The sequence below is a fragment of the Streptomyces poriticola genome, from assembly GCF_036689765.1.
Taxonomy (GTDB): Bacteria; Actinomycetota; Actinomycetes; order Streptomycetales; family Streptomycetaceae; genus Streptomyces; species Streptomyces poriticola.
Map to the genome: position 1 here is coordinate 11,056 of NZ_JBAGKH010000018.1, position 16,589 is coordinate 27,644.

The 16,589-nt window shown below is 73.2% G+C and carries 11 protein-coding genes and 1 pseudogene; 9 read left to right on the top strand and 3 right to left on the bottom strand.

Annotation, left to right across the window (positions count from 1 at the left end):
* Positions 1-76 precede the first annotated feature (76 nt).
* On the top strand, positions 77-1,768 hold the full coding sequence (gene ctaD, locus V5O46_RS21075) for an aa3-type cytochrome oxidase subunit I (RefSeq protein ID WP_332886196.1): 1,692 nt from the start codon (positions 77-79) through the stop codon (positions 1,766-1,768).
* Complete coding sequence (gene ctaF / locus V5O46_RS21080) at positions 1,765-2,253, top strand: aa3-type cytochrome oxidase subunit IV (RefSeq protein WP_332886197.1); 489 nt, start codon at positions 1,765-1,767, stop codon at positions 2,251-2,253. The genes ctaD and ctaF overlap by 4 nt, the downstream gene beginning before the upstream one ends.
* On the opposite strand, the gene qcrB is transcribed toward ctaF, so the two are convergent.
* The gene (qcrB, locus tag V5O46_RS21085; protein WP_332886198.1) at positions 2,151-3,794 is read right to left on the bottom strand and encodes a cytochrome bc1 complex cytochrome b subunit; all 1,644 of its coding nucleotides are present in this window, start codon (positions 3,792-3,794) and stop codon (positions 2,151-2,153) included. The genes ctaF and qcrB overlap by 103 nt on opposite strands.
* 153 nt (positions 3,795-3,947) lie before the next feature.
* On the opposite strand from qcrB, the gene V5O46_RS21090 reads away from it, so the two are divergent.
* From V5O46_RS21090 to V5O46_RS21105, 4 genes and pseudogenes are all read left to right on the top strand, one after another.
* Positions 3,948-4,319, top strand: coding sequence for a ferredoxin (locus tag V5O46_RS21090; RefSeq protein ID WP_332886199.1), 372 nt, complete (start codon positions 3,948-3,950; stop codon positions 4,317-4,319).
* Between the two features lie 118 nt (positions 4,320-4,437).
* A complete protein-coding gene (locus tag V5O46_RS21095; protein ID WP_332886200.1) occupies positions 4,438-5,616 on the top strand; it encodes an acyl-CoA dehydrogenase family protein in 1,179 nt (392 codons plus the stop codon).
* A gap of 105 nt (positions 5,617-5,721) precedes the next feature.
* Positions 5,722-5,949 (top strand): annotated as a pseudogene (locus V5O46_RS21100) (tetratricopeptide repeat protein); the annotation flags it as partial.
* 79 nt (positions 5,950-6,028) lie between these two features.
* Positions 6,029-7,597, top strand: coding sequence for a phytoene desaturase family protein (locus tag V5O46_RS21105; RefSeq protein WP_332886201.1), 1,569 nt, complete (start codon positions 6,029-6,031; stop codon positions 7,595-7,597).
* A 25-nt stretch (positions 7,598-7,622) separates the two neighbouring features.
* Here the strand turns inward: V5O46_RS21105 and V5O46_RS21110 are convergent, their stop codons facing one another.
* A complete protein-coding gene (locus V5O46_RS21110; RefSeq protein ID WP_332886202.1) occupies positions 7,623-9,401 on the bottom strand; it encodes a serine hydrolase in 1,779 nt (592 codons plus the stop codon).
* 193 nt (positions 9,402-9,594) lie between these two features.
* Between V5O46_RS21110 and V5O46_RS21115 the strand changes: the two genes are divergently transcribed.
* The gene (locus V5O46_RS21115; RefSeq protein WP_332886203.1) at positions 9,595-10,707 is read left to right on the top strand and encodes an NAD(P)H-dependent flavin oxidoreductase; all 1,113 of its coding nucleotides are present in this window, start codon (positions 9,595-9,597) and stop codon (positions 10,705-10,707) included.
* Positions 10,704-12,236 carry an acyl-CoA synthetase gene (locus tag V5O46_RS21120; RefSeq protein WP_332886204.1) on the top strand — a complete coding sequence of 511 codons (1,533 nt, stop codon included), beginning with the start codon at positions 10,704-10,706 and terminating at the stop codon, positions 12,234-12,236. The genes V5O46_RS21115 and V5O46_RS21120 overlap by 4 nt, the downstream gene beginning before the upstream one ends.
* 227 nt (positions 12,237-12,463) lie before the next feature.
* Here the strand turns inward: V5O46_RS21120 and V5O46_RS21125 are convergent, their stop codons facing one another.
* Positions 12,464-14,923 (bottom strand): penicillin acylase family protein, encoded by a 2,460-nt coding sequence (locus V5O46_RS21125; protein ID WP_332886205.1) that lies wholly within the window; start codon positions 14,921-14,923, stop codon positions 12,464-12,466.
* Positions 14,924-15,069: 146 nt separating this feature from the next.
* Between V5O46_RS21125 and V5O46_RS21130 the strand changes: the two genes are divergently transcribed.
* On the top strand, positions 15,070-16,578 hold the full coding sequence (locus V5O46_RS21130; RefSeq protein WP_332886206.1) for an acyl-CoA synthetase: 1,509 nt from the start codon (positions 15,070-15,072) through the stop codon (positions 16,576-16,578).
* The last annotated feature ends 11 nt before the right edge of the window (positions 16,579-16,589 follow it).

Below are 16,589 nucleotides of genomic sequence, written 5' to 3' on the forward strand. Positions count from 1 at the left end.
GAGCCCCACCGCCCCTGACACCCCGCCCGGCGTGGCCGTACCACCCGCCCTGCCGGGCCTGGGTAGCCTCCGGCGCATGGCGGTGGACCGGAGGACCGAGCAGCCGCGTCGCACCCCGGCGCGCACCCGGACGAACCGCACGCTCGGGCGTGCCCTGGTGCGGTGGGCTACCACCACGGACCACAAGGTCATCGGAAATCTCTACCTGACCACGTCGTTCGGATTCTTCCTGCTCGGCGGCGCCCTCGCGCTGCTGATGCGGGCCGAACTCGCCCGGCCGGGTCTGCAGCTGGTGACCAGTCACGAGTACAACCAGCTGTTCACCGTGCACGGCACGATCATGATGCTGCTCTTCGCCACCCCGCTGTTCGCCGGGTTCGCCAACGCGATCATGCCGCTGCAGATCGGCTCCCCGGACGTCGCCTTCCCACGGCTCAACGCGCTGTCGTACTGGCTGTACCTGTTCGGCGGACTGATGGTGGTGGCCGGGTTCCTGACCCCCGGGGGAGCGGCGTCCTTCGGATGGTTCGCCTACGCGCCGCTCAACAGCGCCGTGTTCAGCCCCGGCACCGGGAGCGACCTGTGGACCATGGGGCTGGTGGTCACCGGGGTGTCCACCACGCTCGGCGCGGTCAACTTCATCACCACCATCCTGTGCCTGCGCGCCCCCGGCATGACCATGTTCCGGATGCCGATCTTCACCTGGAACGTGCTGTTCACGTCCATCCTGGTGCTGCCCGCGTTCCCGGTGCTCACCGCGGCGCTGCTGGCGCTGGAGTCCGACCGGAGGTTCGGCTCGCACATCTACGACTCGGCCAGCGGCGGGGCACTGCTGTGGCAGCACCTGTTCTGGTTCTTCGGGCACCCCGAGGTCTACATCGTGGCGCTGCCGTTCTTCGGGATCGTCACCGAGATCATCCCGGTCTTCAGCCGCAAGCCGATCTTCGGCTATGTCACCCTGGTCGGCGCCACCATCGCCATCACCATGCTGTCGGCCGTGGTGTGGGCGCACCACATGTTCGCCACCGGGGCGGTGCTGCTGCCGTTCTTCGCCCTGATGTCCTTCCTCATCGCGGTGCCCACCGGGGTGAAGTTCTTCAACTGGATCGGCACGATGATCAACGGGTCGCTGTCCTTCGAGACCCCCATGCTGTGGGCGTGCGGCTTCCTGGTGACCTTCCTGCTCGGCGGCATGAGCGGCGTCCTCATCGCCTCCCCGCCGCTGGACTTCCACCTCACCGACTCGTACTTCATCGTCGCCCATCTGCACTACGTGCTGTTCGGCACGGTCGTCTTCGCCATGTTCGCCGGCTTCTACTTCTGGTGGCCCAAGCTCACCGGCCGGATGCTGGACGAGCGTCTGGGCAGGGTCCACTTCTGGACGCTGTTCGTCGGCTTCCAGACCACGTTCCTGGTCCAGCACTGGCTCGGCGAACAGGGCATGCCGCGCCGCTACTCCGACTATCTGGCCGCCGACGGCTTCACCCTGCTGAACACCGTCAGCACCATCGGCGCGTTCCTGCTCGGCCTGTCCACGCTGCCCTTCCTGTACAACGTGTGGCGCTCCCGCCACCGCGGACGGGCGGCGGACGGAAACGACCCGTGGGGCTACGGCCGCTCCCTCGAGTGGGCGACCTCCTGCCCTCCGCCGCGGCACAACTTCCATTCGCTGCCGCGGATCCGGTCCGAGTCCCCGGCCTTCGACCTGCGCCATCCCGGGATCGGCGGGACGCCGGCGAGCCGGACCGGACGGAGGCAGGTGCGGTGAGGACCGAGGCCCGTCTGTTCACCGGTGTGGCGGTCTTCTTCGCCGCCACCGCGGCCTGCTACGGCTGGTTCGCCCAGGAGCCCACCGGCACCGCCGTCCTGATCATCGCCTTCCTGATGGCCGCGCTCGTCGCGTTCTTCCTGTACACCCAGTACCGCAGGCGCGGCATCCGGGCCCAGGACCGCCGAGACGCCGAGATCGCCGACGGAGCCGGTGCGCTGGACTTCTTCCCGCCGCGGAGTCCCTGGCCGATCACCGTCGCCGTCGGGTCCGTGGTCGTCGCGCTCGGCGTGGTGCACGGCCTGTGGCTGGCCCTGCTAGGCCTCGGTGTGCTCGCGCTCGGGGTCTTCGGGCTGGTCTTCCAGTACGCGGACCCGGACCGTCAGCGCTCCAGCCCGCCCGCGGACGCGTCCGGCTCGGGCTCCGCGCCCGGTGCCCCTGCCGCCCCCGGCTCCGGTTCCCCGACGTCGACCCCGTCGTCGTAGTACCAGCCGCTGAGCGTCGTCCGAAGCCGCTGCACCGGCCGCTCGGGCCCCCCTCCCTCCGGCGGGGCGAGCGGAGCGGGCAGCCGGCGCGTGCCGAGCACGTATTGCTTCTCCTCGTCGAGCGGCGTGTGGTCCTCCACGAAACCGCCCGTGACCGTCTGCCGCATCACGCCCGTCTCCTCGCCCTCGGCCAGCCGCTGCCGGTCCCTCTCCTGCAGCGCCAGGCAGATCCTCTTGGTCACCATGAACGCGACCGGCGGCAGGACCACGAGCGAGATCCGGAACACCCAGGTCAGCAGGTTGAGGGAGATGTCGAGGGCAAAGGCGATGATGTCGTTGCCGCCGGCCGCCAGCAGCACCGCGTAGGCGCTCACCGCGGCGACGCCGAGCCCGGTGCGCACGGGCCGGTCCCGGGGCCGGTCGCACAGATGGTGCTCACCCCGGTCACCCGTCACCCACCGCTCCAGGAACGGATAGGCGTACAGCACGGCGAAGAGCACCCCCGGGAGCACGATGGAGGGCAGCAGCACGTTCCACATGATCGTGTGCCCGGCCACCACCGTCTCCCAGGGCCCCACCAGCCGTAGCGCACCCTCCAGGAAGCCGACGTACCAGTCCGGCTGCGAGCCCGTCGAGATCAGGTCGGAACGGTAGGGGCCGTACGCCCAGACCGGATTGATCTGCACCACACCCGAGATCAGCGTCAGCACCCCGAAGACCATGCAGAACAGGCCCGACGAACTCGCCGTGAACTGCGGGAACATCGGCTTGCCCACCGCGTTGCGGTTGGTGCGCCCGCGGCCCGCCCAGTGCGTGTGCTTGAGATAGAAGACCAGGATCAGATGGACCGTCACCAGGGCCAGCAGCAGACCCGGCAGCAGCAGGATGTGCAGCGAGTACAGCCGCGGGAGCCAGTCCTGGCCCGGGTACTCGCCGCCGAACGCGAGCATGCTGACATACGTCCCCACCAGCGGGATCGACAGCATGATGCCCTGCGCGATCCGCAGCCCCGTCCCGGACAGCAGGTCGTCGGGGAGCGAGTAGCCGGCGAAGCCCTCGGCGAGCGCCAGCAGGAACAGCGTCACCCCGATCACCCAGTTGGCCTCGCGCGGACGGCGGAACGCGCCCGTGAAGAACACCCGCAGCAGATGGACACCGATCGCGGCGACGAACACCAGTGCGGCCCAGTGGTGCATCTGACGGATCAGCAGTCCGCCGCGCACATCGAAGCTGATCTCCAGCGTCGAGCGGTACGCCTCCGACATCGGCACGCCGCGCAGCGGCAGGTACGAGCCCTCGTAGGCGACCTCGTTCATCGCGGGATGGAAGAACAGCGTCAGCCAGACACCGGACAGCAGCAGGACGACAAAGCTGTAGAGGGCGATCTCGCCGAGCAGGAACGACCAGTGGTCCGGGAACGCCTTGCGCAGCAGCCCTCCGCCCTCCGAGAGGGGAAGTCGCGCGTCGGCCCAGTCGGCGGTCGCCTCGGCGGCACGACGGGCCCGCGCGCCGGCCCGGGCCCTTCTCCTCTTCAGCAGCACGGCGCATGGGTTCCCCGCCCCCGGCGAGCGGGAAACTACGCACCGGCACGACCCGTCACCCTCCGGCACCCCGGGCCGTCGGCGGCAGCCGACGGCCCGGGCAGTGGCGGGATCGGGGGGTTTGGCGGCGGGGCGGGCGGACACCCGCGCGATGTGACCACGACGACGCAGCAGGAGCTGTTCCGCTTCCTGGAGGACCGCTTCGCCTGTGCGCAGGCCTGCACCGAGTGCGCGCGGGCGTGCGCACTGCGCGCGAGCTTCGACGAACGGGACGGAACCGAGGACCGGGAACACCTCCGGCGCCGGGGCATCATGTGCGCGGAGGTGTGCGACGCCACCTGCCGTGTGCTGTCGCAGCAGAACCAGGTGGACGAGTCCGTGATCCGGGTCCAGGTGGAGTGGTGCCGTCAGGCCTGCCTGGAGGGCGCGCACTCCTTCGACCGGCATCCGGGCGCCGAGGAGGCCGCGGCGGCCTGCCGTGCCTGCGCACGGGCCTGTGACGCCTTCCTCGCCACGCTGGGCTGACCCGCGGGCGCCGGTTTCGGGTGCGCATGGCTCTTCCCCCTTACTGAAACACGTTCTACCGTGTGCGCCGTCAGGACCGTCAGGACCGTAGGAACGTCCCCGGGGACCTGGAGGCGCCGTGCACCTCGCCCACACGCCCGAGCAGCAGCGGTTGCGCAGCGAACTGCGCGCCTACTTCGCCGACGTGGTGCCGCCGGGCCCGGCCGGCCGGCACACCGACCCGGCCGCCCAGAAGCGGTTCTACCGGGACACGATCCGGCGCCTCGGCGCGGACGCCTGGCTCGGCGTCGGCTGGCCGGAGGAGTACGGCGGACGCGGCCTGAGCGCGATGGAGCAGTACGTGTTCTTCGACGAGGCCGCCCGGGCGGGCGTCCCGCTGCCGCTGATGGCGCTGAACACCGTCGGGCCCACGCTCATGCGGTACGGCACCGACGAGCAGAAGGCGTACTTCCTGCCGAAGATCCTCTCCGGCGAGATCGACTTCGCCATCGGCTACAGCGAACCCGACGCAGGCACCGACCTGGCGGCACTGCGCACCCGCGCGGAGCGCGACGGCGACAGCTACGTGGTGAACGGCCAGAAGATCTGGACCACCAACGGGGACACCGCCGACTGGGTGTGGCTCGCCGTGCGCACGGACCCCGGCGCCCCGCCGCACCAGGGGATCACGATGCTGCTGGTGCCGACCACCGACCCCGGGTACTCCTGCACCGTCATCCGCACCCTCGCCGGCCACGACACCACCGCCGGCTACTACGACCACGTCCGCGTCCCGGTCACCCACCGGGTCGGCGAGGAGAACCGCGGCTGGCGGCTGATCACCAACCAGCTCAACCACGAACGCGTCACCCTCGCAGCCCACGGCACCATGGCGATCCGCGCCCTGCACGACGTACAGCGCTGGACGACGGAGACCAAGCTCGCCGACGGCCGCCGCGTCGCCGACCTGCCCTGGGTACGCCGCCTGCTCGCCCGGACGCATGTACGTCTCGAGGCGCTCAGACTGCTCAACTGGCGGATGGTCGGCGCCGTGCAGGACGGCACGCTCACTCCGCAGGACGCCTCCGCCGTCAAGGTGTACGGCTCCGAGGCGCGCCGGGACGCCTACGCCTGGCTGATGGAGATCCTCGCCGCCGCGGGTCCGCTCAAGGAGGACTCGGCGGGCGCCGTGCTCCACGGCGAGCTGGAACGCGGCTACCGCTCGGCGGTCGTCTTCACCTTCGGCGGCGGCAACAACGAGATCCAGCGCGAGATCATCTCCTGGATCGGCCTGGGGATGCCGCGGGTACGGCGCTGAGTGCTCCGCTGGAAGCGCCCTGATGTGCCGTCGCTCGTCCGTGGTGCGGTCGTGGCCGGCCGCGCAGTTCCCCGCGCCCCTTCAGGGTGCTGCCGAACCGCAGCGGAGGTAGCCGTGGGCCTCGGCCGGCTGGGCCGCCGGACGGCGGCGCTCACCGAGTACCGGCAGGTCGCCGCCGCCCGCGAGCGCGTCCTCGGCGCCGACCACCCCGACATCCTCACGGCCCGCGGCGACGAGGCCCACTGCCTGCGGCAGCTCGGCCGCGGCGCCGAGGCCGCCGACCTGTACCGCCGGTCGGCCGCACTGCGCCCCGTACCCCCGAACCGTGCCTGACGTCCCGCCCCCGCCGCGCCGCCGCCCCCGCCCGCCGGCGGCCTCTGGCGGCGGCGATCACCGCGTGCTACCAAGAGCCATGACCGCAGACCCGGGATCCGGTACCTACGACGCCGTGATCGTCGGCGGCGGCCACAACGGCCTGGTCGCCGCCGCCTATCTGGCCCGCGCCGGGCGCTCGGTGCTGGTGCTGGAGCGGCTGGACCACACCGGTGGCGCGGCCGTGTCCACCCGGCCGTTCGCCGGCGTCGACGCCCGCCTGTCCCGTTACTCGTACCTGGTCAGCCTGCTGCCCGGGAAGATCGTGCGGGACCTCGGCCTGGACTTCCGCCTCCGGTCGCGCACCGTCTCCTCGTACACCCCCGTCGAACGGGGCGGACGGCCCACGGGGCTGCTGGTCGGCGGCGGCGAACAGCGGACCCGCGAGTCGTTCGCCCGGCTCACCGGCTCCGACCGCGAGTACACCGCCTGGCAGCGCTTCTACGGCATGACCGGGCGGCTCGCCGAGCGGGTCTTCCCGACGCTCACCGAGCCACTGCCCAGCCGCGCGGAGCTGCGCCGCCGGGTCGACGACGCGGAGGCCTGGCGGGCCTTCTTCGAGGAACCGGTCGGCGTGGCCATCGAGGAGCGCTTCGCGGACGACCTGGTCCGCGGAGTGGTCCTCACCGACGCGCTGATCGGCACGTTCGCCGACGCCCACGACCCCTCGCTGCGGCAGAACCGCTGTTTCCTCTACCACGTCATCGGCGGGGGCACCGGCGCCTGGGACGTGCCGGTCGGCGGCATGGGCGCCCTCACCGACGCGCTGGCCGGGGCGGCCCGCGCGGCCGGCGCCGAACTCGCCACCGGCCATGAGGCGGTCCGTATCGACAGCGACGGGCGGACCGCCGAGATCACCTACCGCACGGCCGACGGCGAGGGTGTGGCCGCCGCCCGGCACGTCCTGGTGAACGCCTCCCCGCGCGAGCTGGCCGCGCTCACCGGCACCCCGCCGCCCGAGCCCGCCGAGGGCGCCCAGCTGAAGGTGAACATGCTGCTCACCCGGCTGCCCGCGCTGCGCGACCCGGCGGCCGACCCGCGCGAGGCGTTCGCCGGAACCTTCCACATCGCCGAGGGCTATGCCCAGCTCGCCGAGGCCTACGCCCAGGCGGCGGCCGGTGCGCCGCCCGCCGCCCCGCCCTCGGAGATCTACTGCCACTCGCTCACCGACCCGAGCATCCTCGGCCCGGACCTGGCCGCGCGGGGCCACCACACCCTCACCCTGTTCGGTCTGCACACCCCCGCCCGGCTGTTCGCCCGGGACAACGACGCCGTCCGTGCCGACCTGCTCGAGGCGACCCTCGCCCAGCTCGACGCCCACCTGGCCGAACCGCTCGCCGAATGCCTGGCCACCGACGCCGACGGGCGGCCCTGCATCGAGGCCCGCACCCCGGTCGACCTGGAGCACGACCTGCGGCTGCCCGGCGGCAACATCTTCCACCGCGAACTGGCCTGGCCCCACGCCCAGGACGGCACCGGCCGCTGGGGAGTGGAGACGGCACAGCCCAACCTGCTGCTGTGCGGGGCGGGCGCGGTCCGTGGTGGCGGGGTCAGCGGGGTACCGGGACACAACGCGGCCATGGCCGTACTGGAGCGGACGGGCGGCTGAACCCGGCGGCGCTCGGCGCGGCACCTCAGTCGGCCGACCGGGCCCACCCCTCCGACCGGATCCGCGCCGCGTCCGCCGGGCGGGCGTCGTCGAACAGCACGCCGTCCGCCGCCCGGACCCGCAGCCGGTCGACATAGGCTCCGCGGCCCACGTACAGCCGGTCGGTGCCGTACCGCCAGCGCAGTGTCAGACCGCGGGCGGCCGGCAGCCGAGCCGCGAGCCGGTGCCAGGCCCGCCCCGACCAGCCGTCGGCCGTGCCGTCCGGGTGCTCGCGCGGCGTCGCGCCCCGGCGGTCGGTGGTGAACGGCACCGGCTGCCACGAGGCGCCGCCGTCGGTGGCCGCCTCCAGGACGAGGGCGTCGGAGAGCGGCTCGGTGTCCCACCACAGCGCGCAGCGCAGCGCGGCTCCGCCGGAGGAGGTGTCCAGCGCCGGCAGGGTCAGCGTCGCCGTCGCGGAGCTCGCCATCCCGGAGAACCACGCGGTGCGCCCCCGGTCCGGCCGGACCGGCACCGCGCGGGCCATGCGGTCGGCGGCGGCGACACGGGGAGCCGACCCGGAGCGCCAGGAGCGCACCGGATGCACCGAGTTGCCCAGCACGACGAGGAACGAGTCCGTGGTCGGGTCGAGCACCAGCGAGGTGCCGGTGAACCCGGTGTGTCCGGCGGTGCGCGGCGTGGCCATCGCCCCCATGTACCAGTGCTGGTAGAGCTCGAAGCCGAGGCCGTGCTCGTCGCCGGGGAAGTCGGTGTTGAAGTCGGTGAACATCAGCTCCACCGACTCCGGCCGCAGGATGCGCGCCCGCCCGTAGGAGCCGCCGTCCAGCAGCGTACGGCCGAGGACCGCCAGGTCCCAGGCGCAGGAGAAGACGCCCGCGTGGCCCGCCACCCCGCCTAGGCTGAACGCGTTCTCGTCGTGCACCTCGCCCCACACCAGGCCCCGGTCCAGCCCGGACCAGGGGGCGCGGGCGTCCTCCGTGGCCGCGATCCTCGGCCGCCAGGAGGCGGGCGGGTTGTAGCGGGTGGAGTGCATCCCCAGCGGGGCGGTGATCCCGTCGCGGAGCAGGGCGTCCAGGCTCCGGCCGGTGACCCGCTCCAGCACCAGCTGCAGCGAGATCAGGTTCAGGTCCGAGTAGCGGTAGGCGGTACCGGGCGGGGCGGTCGGCTCCTCCTCGAAGACCAGCCGCAGCCTCTCCTCGTACGTCGGCGCCAGGTACAGCGGGATCCACGGGCGGAACCCCGAGGTGTGGGTGAGCAGTTGGCGGATGGTCACGTCCTGCTTGCCGGCCTGCCCGAACTCCGGCAGGTACGCGGCGGCCGGCGCCTCCAGCTCCAGCGCGCCCCGCTCCCGCTGCTGCACCGCGAGGATCGAGGTGAACAGCTTGGAGACCGACGCCAGGTCGAACACCGTGTCCCGGGCCATGGGGTGCTGCTCCTCGGGCGGGAACTCGACCCCGGTGTCGGTCTCCTCGTCGTACGCCCGGTAGCGCACCGCCGTGCCGATGGGCTCGTGCAGCGCCACGGTGCCGCCGCGACCGGCGAGCAGCACGGCACCCGCGTACCAGGGGTGTGCCGGGGAGGGGCCGAGGAACGTCTCGGCGTCGGTGACGAGGTGCCGCAGATGTGAGCCGAGCAGCCCGGCGCGCTCCGGGGAGCCGTACCGCAGGGTGCGGCGGTGCCCTCCGCGGCCGCCGTCCGGGACCGCGGCGGCGGGACCGGCCGCGAGCGGGGCGATGGTCAGAGCGCCGCCCAGGGCCAGGGCGCCCAGTTGCCGGCGGGTCGGTCCGCTCGTCGGGTCGTCCGCCATCGAGGCCTCCCGCGTCCGATGTGAAAGTATCTTTCGGGAACCGCCCTTCGGGACGAAACTTTCCTGTCAGTGGCTGAGCGTGTCAATGGGGTGCGCGAGGCCCGCCGGGCCGGTGCGGGGATTCCGTCCAGCTATCTGACTGTCTGTCAGACAACCTCTTCCGTCGTCCGGTCGGCTGCGGCATCCTGCGCCCATGCAGACGGAGCTGAGCCAGACCCTCGGAATCGAGCACGCCGTCTTCGGGTTCACGCCCTTTCCCGCCGTCGCCGCCGCCATCAGCCGGGCCGGCGGCCTCGGTGTGCTCGGCGCGGTCCGCTACACCGCCCCGGACGACCTCGGACGCGACCTCGACTGGATCGAGGCGCACACCGGGGGGCGGCCCTACGGCCTGGACGTCGTCATGCCCGCCAGGAAGGTCGAGGGTGTCACCGAGGCCCAGGTCGAGGCCATGATCCCCGAGTCGCACCGGCGGTTCGTCAAGGACCTGCTCGCCCGCCACGGCGTGCCCGAACTCGCCGAGGGGCAGCCGTCCGGATGGCGCATCACCGGCTGGATGGAGCAGGTCGCCCGCGGCCAGCTCGACGTCGCCCTCGACCATCCGGTGCGGCTGCTGGCCAACGCCCTGGGCTCCCCGCCCCCCGACGTCGTCGCCCGCGCCCATGACCGCGGCATCCGGGTCGCCGCCCTCGCGGGCAGCGCCCGGCACGCCCGCAAGCACCGGGATGCGGGCATCGACATCGTGGTCGCGCAGGGCTACGAGGCCGGCGGCCACACCGGCGAGATCGCCACCATGGTGCTCACCCCCGAGGTCGTCGAGGCCGTCGACCCGCTCCCGGTGCTGGCCGCCGGCGGCATCGGCAGCGGCGAGCAGGCCGCCGCCGCCCTCGCCCTCGGGGCCCAGGGCGTCTGGCTGGGCTCGCTGTGGCTGACCACCACCGAGGCGACGCTCGGCTCGCCCGCCCTGACCCGCAAGCTGCTCGACGCCGGTTCCGGCGACACCGTCCGCTCCCGCGCGCTGACCGGCAAGCCCGCGCGGCAGCTGCGCACCGAGTGGACCGACGCCTGGGACGCCCCCGACGGGCCCGGCACCCTGCCGATGCCCCTGCAGGGTCTCCTGGTCGCCGAGGCGGTCTCCCGCATCCAGCGCTACGAGGTCGAGCCGCTGCTCGGCACCCCCGTCGGGCAGATCGTCGGCCGGATGACCGAGGAGCGCAGCGTCCGGGCCGTCCTCGACGACCTCACCCGCGGCTTCGAACGGGCCGTGCAGCGCATCAACCGCATCGCCGGAAGGAGCGGCCCGTCATGACGGACGGATTCTGGGCCCAGGCCACCGAGGACCCCGCCCGCCGCGTGCTCGTCGCCCCCGACGGCGCCGAGTGGACCGCAGGACGGCTGCACGCCGACGCCAACCGCCTGGTGCACGGACTGCGCGCGGCCGGGCTCTCCCGCGGCGACGCCTTCGCCGTCGTGCTGCCCAACGGCGCCGAACTCCTCACCGCCTATCTGGCAGCCACCCAGGCCGGGCTCTACCTGGTCCCGGTCAACCACCATCTCGTCGGCCCCGAGATCGCCTGGATCGTCGCGGACTCCGGCGCCAAGGTGCTCATCGCCCACGAGCGGTACGCCGAGCCCGCCCGGCACGCCGCCGACGAGGCCCGGCTGCCCGCCGCCCACCGGTACCTGGTCGGCGCCGCCCCGGGCTTCCGGCCGTACGCCGGTCTCCTCGCCGGACAGCCGGAGTCGCCTCCCGCGGACCGCACCCTCGGCTGGGTGATGAACTACACCTCCGGCACCACCGGCCGTCCGCGCGGCATCCGCCGGCCGCTGCCCGGCACCGCCCCCGAGGACACCCACCTCGGCGGCTTCCTCGGCATCTTCGGCATCCGGCCCTTCGACGGCAACGTTCACCTGGTCTGCTCGCCGCTCTACCACACCGCCGTGCTGCAGTTCGCCGGAGCGTCCCTGCACCTCGGGCACCGGCTGGTGATGATGGACAAGTGGACGCCCGAGGGGATGCTCCGCCTGATCGACCGTCACCGCTGCACCCACACCCACATGGTGCCCACCCAGTTCCACCGCCTGCTGGCGCTGCCCGAGGAGGTGCGCTCCCGCTACGACGTCTCCTGTCTGCGGCACGCCATCCACGGTGCCGCACCCTGCCCCGACCACGTCAAACGGGCGATGATCGAGTGGTGGGGGCCGTGCGTGGAGGAGTACTACGCCGCCAGCGAGGGCGGCGGGGCCTTCGCGACCGCCGAGGACTGGCTGAAGAAACCCGGCACCGTCGGGCGGGCCTGGCCGATCAGCGAGCTCGCCGTCCTCGACGACGACGGCAACCCGCTCCCGCCGGGCCGGCTCGGCACCGTCTACATGAAGATGAGCACCGGAGGATTCACCTACCACAAGGACGAGGCCAAGACGCGCGGCAGCCGCGTCGGCGACTACTTCACCGTGGGCGACCTCGGCCACCTCGACGAGGACGGCTACCTCTTCCTGCGCGACCGCAAGATCGACCTGATCATCTCCGGCGGCGTCAACATCTATCCGGCCGAGATCGAGGCCGCCCTGCTCGCCCACCCGGCCGTCGCCGACGCCGCCGTCTTCGGCGTCCCGCACGACGACTGGGGGGAGGAGGTCAAGGCCGTCGTCGAACCCGCCCCGGGCCACGAGCCCGGTCCCGCACTCGCCGGTACGATCCTCGGCCACTGCGCCCGGCATCTGGCCGGATACAAACGCCCCCGGAGCGTCGACTTCGTCGCCGAGATGCCCCGGGACCCGAACGGAAAGCTCTACAAACGGCGGCTGCGCGAAACCTATCGGCAGGGCCGGCCATGACCCGGTGACGGGGCCGCGCCGTCTTGCGTCGGTCATCGGCGGGCGTGCCCGGGACTTCGGTGGACAGGCCGGCGCCCTCCGGCCGATCCCCGGGCGCCGGGGCCGGCCACCGTGGCGGCCGCGCGCCCGGGAACGCGCCGGGCCGCCGGGGCCCCGCCGAGGCGGTGCTGCGCCGGCTCGTGTACGGCTCGCGTCCGGGCGGCACGGGTGGCGGCCGGACGGTGCGGTCAGCGGCGCTCGCGCGCCCACACCACCCTGAGCTCCGGCGACGACCAGATGTCCCGCTCGCAGAAGCGGGAGGTCACCCACTTCCCGCGGGAGAACAGCCGGGTCTGGTCGGCGTGGTGCGGGGACTGCGGGTTCGAGGACTGGGAGTACGTCAGCAGCGTCCGCGCCACCGGGCAGCGGCCACCGTCCCAGCCCACGGCCTGGATGTAGCTGGAGCCGTGTGCCACCTCGGTGTAGCCGCCGCGGCCCGCGTCCCACCGGGGTTCCAGCTTGTTCCAGATACCCAGCGCCTCCGTCCCGCCGCCGACCGGGAACCGCTCGCCGCCCCGGACCACGTACTGGTGCTCCCCGAGCGGTGCGTCCAACGGAGTGCCGGCCGCCCGCAGTTCGGCCACGGCGTCCGCGAGGGCGGTGGCGAGGGCCGGGCCGCCGGTGTCGAGCGTGTGCGGGGTGCGGACCGGGTCGGCGGCGTCGAACGGCACCTTCCACAGCCGCTCGGCCGGCACCGCCGCCGTCAGCTTCCGCCAGAACCGGTCGAAGAGCAGCGCCCCGCGGCTGTCGGTCCCGACGGTGCGGTCCCACGCGGCGAGCACCGCGCAGGCCTCGCGCACGTCGACGGGCTCGCCGTCGCTGCCCTGCGCGGTGGCCCCGGGGAGCGCCTCGCACGCCTTCGCCGCGTCCGCCGCGGCGAGCTCCCCGGCGGGCGCGCGGTTGGTGAACTGCTGCCGCTGCAGGTCCCGTACGGTCAGACCGCCGCGGTCGGCCATCGCGGCGACGTCCTCGAGCGCGCCCCGGGTCCGCAGCGAACGCCGCGTCGCCTCCGGGCCGAAGACCCGCTCGTACCCGGTCAGCGGCCGGTCGGCGTTGGTCAGCCAGGCGCTGTCGTTGGAGTTCTCCGCGTACGGCGCGTCCGTGAGTGTCGGCATCCGCGCCGGGCCGAGGATGCCCCGCTGCACGGCGTCATGGTCACGGCCCAGTGCGCAGTCGCCGCGCGAGCCGTCCAGGACCGCGACCCCGGAGGCCGGGTACGTCACCTCGCCGAGCGGGGTGGAGCAGCGCTCGGCCAGCTCGTCGGTGATCCGGGGCAGCACCTGGGACTGGGTGAACAGGGTGTGGCCGCGGGAGTCGGCGGCGATGGTGTTCACCCAGGGCAGACCCTGGGTGCGCCGCAGCGTGGACAGCAGGTCGTCGGTGCCGCGGGCCCGGCCGAAACCGAGCGCGGTGTCGGAGCCCCGCAGGTTGGCGGCGTTGGGGTCGTGGAGCGCGTACGCCGCCGTCGCCGTCCACGGCAGCGGCAGCGAGGGGCCGAGTCCGGTGACCACCGGCCCGTACCGGGTCCACCACTGGGTCCGGGTGACCGGCTCACCTCCCCTGACGGGCACGGTGACGGACCGTCTGGTCATGCGCTCGCGCCGGCCGTCCACCAGATAGGCGGTCGGGTCGGCCGGATCCAGCGTCAGCCGGTGCAGGTTGAAGGGCACACCGGTGGCGACGGTGTGGCTCCAGGCCACATGGGCGTTGTGACCTATGGCCACCGTCGACGTCCCGAGCAGTGAGGCTCCGGCGACGTTGAGCCGGCCCGGGATCGTCTGCTGCGACTGCCAGAAGCGGCGCCCGCCGTGCCACGGGTAGTGCGGATTGCCGAGCAGCAGCCCGTGCCCGTCCGCCGTCGTCCTGCCGCTGAAGGCCACCGCGTTGGAGCCCATGCCGGCATCGTCGTGGGCGAACAGCTCCCGGGCGGCCCGCGCGGTCGCCTCGGCGTCCGGCGCCCGGCGGGGTGCCGGCGGCCCGGTCGGCGCCCCGCCGGGTGCGGTTGCACCGGCCGGCGGCTGCGCTGCCGTGATGCCGTCCACGGCCCGTCCCTGCCCGCCGAGCACCGACAGGGCGAAGCCGCGCACGGCCACGTCCAGCGCCGTCACCGGCCGCACCCAGTCGGCACCGCGGCACGCCGGGTCGGTGATCCGGTTCTGCGCCAGCCAGGCGTTGTAGCCCGCCGCGTAGCCCCGCATCAGATCCTTCGCCGAGCGGCTGGGGCCGCGCGGAGCCGGCTCGCGCAGCAGCTTCTCCACCGTGCCCGCCTCCCGGACACCGCGGAAGAACAGGTCGCTGGAGAGGTTGGTGCGGGCGGAGGAGAGGGAGCCGTCGCTCGTCGCGTCCCGCCCGAAGAAGCGGGAGCGCTCCCCGCGCACCGTCACGAACCCGTCGGCCACCGTGCACACCTCGTCGGCCGCCTGCGCCCAGCCGGTGCCGAAGCCGAGGTTCGCGTGGTCCTCGGCCAGGATGTGCGGGATGCCGTACTCGGTGTAGCGGATGACGGCGGACAGCCCGCCGTGGGACGGGCGTTCGTGCCGGTCGGGCTGTTCGTGCCGGTCCGCGGCGGACGCCGGCAGCGCGGTCGCGGCGGTGAGCAGGGCGACGGCGGCGACGGCGAGCCTTCTTCTCGCGCGGCGGGTGCGCATCGAGCCTCCCAACGTCATGAGGGGAAGGGGCGGTTGACCGTACCACTGGGTATGTTCACGTGTAAGTGCCACGACCGGCGGTCGTTCGGGGCGCCGGACGCAGCCGTCTTGACCCGCCCCGTCGAACGGACCGAGGATCATCTGTCATGACGCCCGGACACGGCAGCACGGTTGACGGGGTGCTGCGGCGCAGCGCCCGGCGCACCCCGGCACGGGTCGCTCTGGAGTACGGCGACCGCTCCTGGACGTACGAGGAACTCGACGCCGCCGTCTCCCGCGCGGCGAGCGTCCTGCGCGGCGCGGGCCTGGCAGCCGGCGACCGCGTCGGTGCCTATGGCCACAACTCCGACGCCTACCTCATCGCCTTCCTCGCCTGCGCCCGCGCGGGACTGGTGCACGTACCGGTCAACCAGAACCTGACCGGCGACGACCTCGCCTACCTCGTCCGCCAGTCCGGCAGCGCGCTGGTCCTGGCCGACCCCGACCTGGCCGGCCGGCTCCCGGAGGCGGTACCCGCCCTGCCGCTGCGCGACGCCGCCGGCTCGCTGCTCTCCCGGCTGGACGCGGCGCCGGCGTACGACGGTCCGGAGCCCGCCGCCGAGGACCTGGTGCAACTGCTGTACACCTCCGGCACCACCGCTCTGCCGAAGGGCGCGATGATGACCCACCGCGCGCTGGTCCACGAGTATCTGAGCGCCATCACGGCCCTCGACCTCAGCGCCGGGGACCGCCCCGTGCACGCGCTGCCGCTGTACCACTCGGCGCAGATGCACGTCTTCCTGCTGCCGTATCTGGCGGTCGGCGCGACGAACACCGTCCTGGACGCACCCGACGGCGACCGGCTCCTCGACCTGATCGAGACCGGCCGCGTGGACAGCCTCTTCGCGCCGCCCACCGTGTGGATCGGCCTGGCCGGCCGCCCCGACTTCGCCACCCGGGACCTGGGCGGCCTGCGCAAGGCCTACTACGGGGCGTCGGTCATGCCGGTCCGGGTGCTGCAACGCCTGCGCGAGCACCTCCCCCGGCTCGCCCTCTACAACTGCTTCGGACAGAGCGAGATCGGACCGCTGGCCACCGTCCTCGGCCCCGACGAGCACGAGGGCAGGATGGACTCCTGTGGCAGGACCGTCCTGTTCGTCGACGCCCGCGTGGTCGACGAGGACGGCAAGGACGTCCCGGACGGCGCCCCGGGCGAGATCGTCTACCGCTCCCCGCAACTCTGTGAGGGTTACTGGGACAAGCCGGAGGAGACCGCCGAGGCCTTCCGCGGCGGCTGGTTCCACTCCGGCGACCTCGCCGTCCGCGACGGAGACGGCTACTTCACGATCGTCGACCGGGTGAAGGACGTCATCGACTCCGGCGGCGTACTCGTCGCCTCGCGTCAGGTCGAGGACGCCCTCTACACCCACGACGCCGTCGCCGAGGCTGCCGTGATCGGCCTGCCCCACGAGAGGTGGATCGAGGCGGTGACGGCGGTCGTGGTCCCGCGCGAGGAGGTCACGGAGGAGGAGCTGATCGCCCACGCCCGGGAGCGGCTGCCCGCCTTCAAGGCACCCAAGCAGGTCCTGTTCGTGGCCGAACTGCCCCGCAACGCCAGCGGAAAGATCCTCAAGCGGGAGCTGCGGAACCGGCTGGGCGACGGGGGCGCCGGCTGACGGGGACGCCG

Coding starts and splice junctions, on each gene's coding strand:
- V5O46_RS21120 (WP_332886204.1), top strand. CDS start 10,704: ATGACGGACGGATTCTGGGCCCAGGCCACCGAGGACCCCGCCCGCCGC.
- ctaD (WP_332886196.1), top strand. CDS start 77: ATGGCGGTGGACCGGAGGACCGAGCAGCCGCGTCGCACCCCGGCGCGC.
- V5O46_RS21130 (WP_332886206.1), top strand. CDS start 15,070: ATGACGCCCGGACACGGCAGCACGGTTGACGGGGTGCTGCGGCGCAGC.
- V5O46_RS21110 (WP_332886202.1), bottom strand. CDS start 9,401: ATGGCGGACGACCCGACGAGCGGACCGACCCGCCGGCAACTGGGCGCC.
- V5O46_RS21105 (WP_332886201.1), top strand. CDS start 6,029: ATGACCGCAGACCCGGGATCCGGTACCTACGACGCCGTGATCGTCGGC.
- V5O46_RS21125 (WP_332886205.1), bottom strand. CDS start 14,923: ATGCGCACCCGCCGCGCGAGAAGAAGGCTCGCCGTCGCCGCCGTCGCC.
- V5O46_RS21115 (WP_332886203.1), top strand. CDS start 9,595: ATGCAGACGGAGCTGAGCCAGACCCTCGGAATCGAGCACGCCGTCTTC.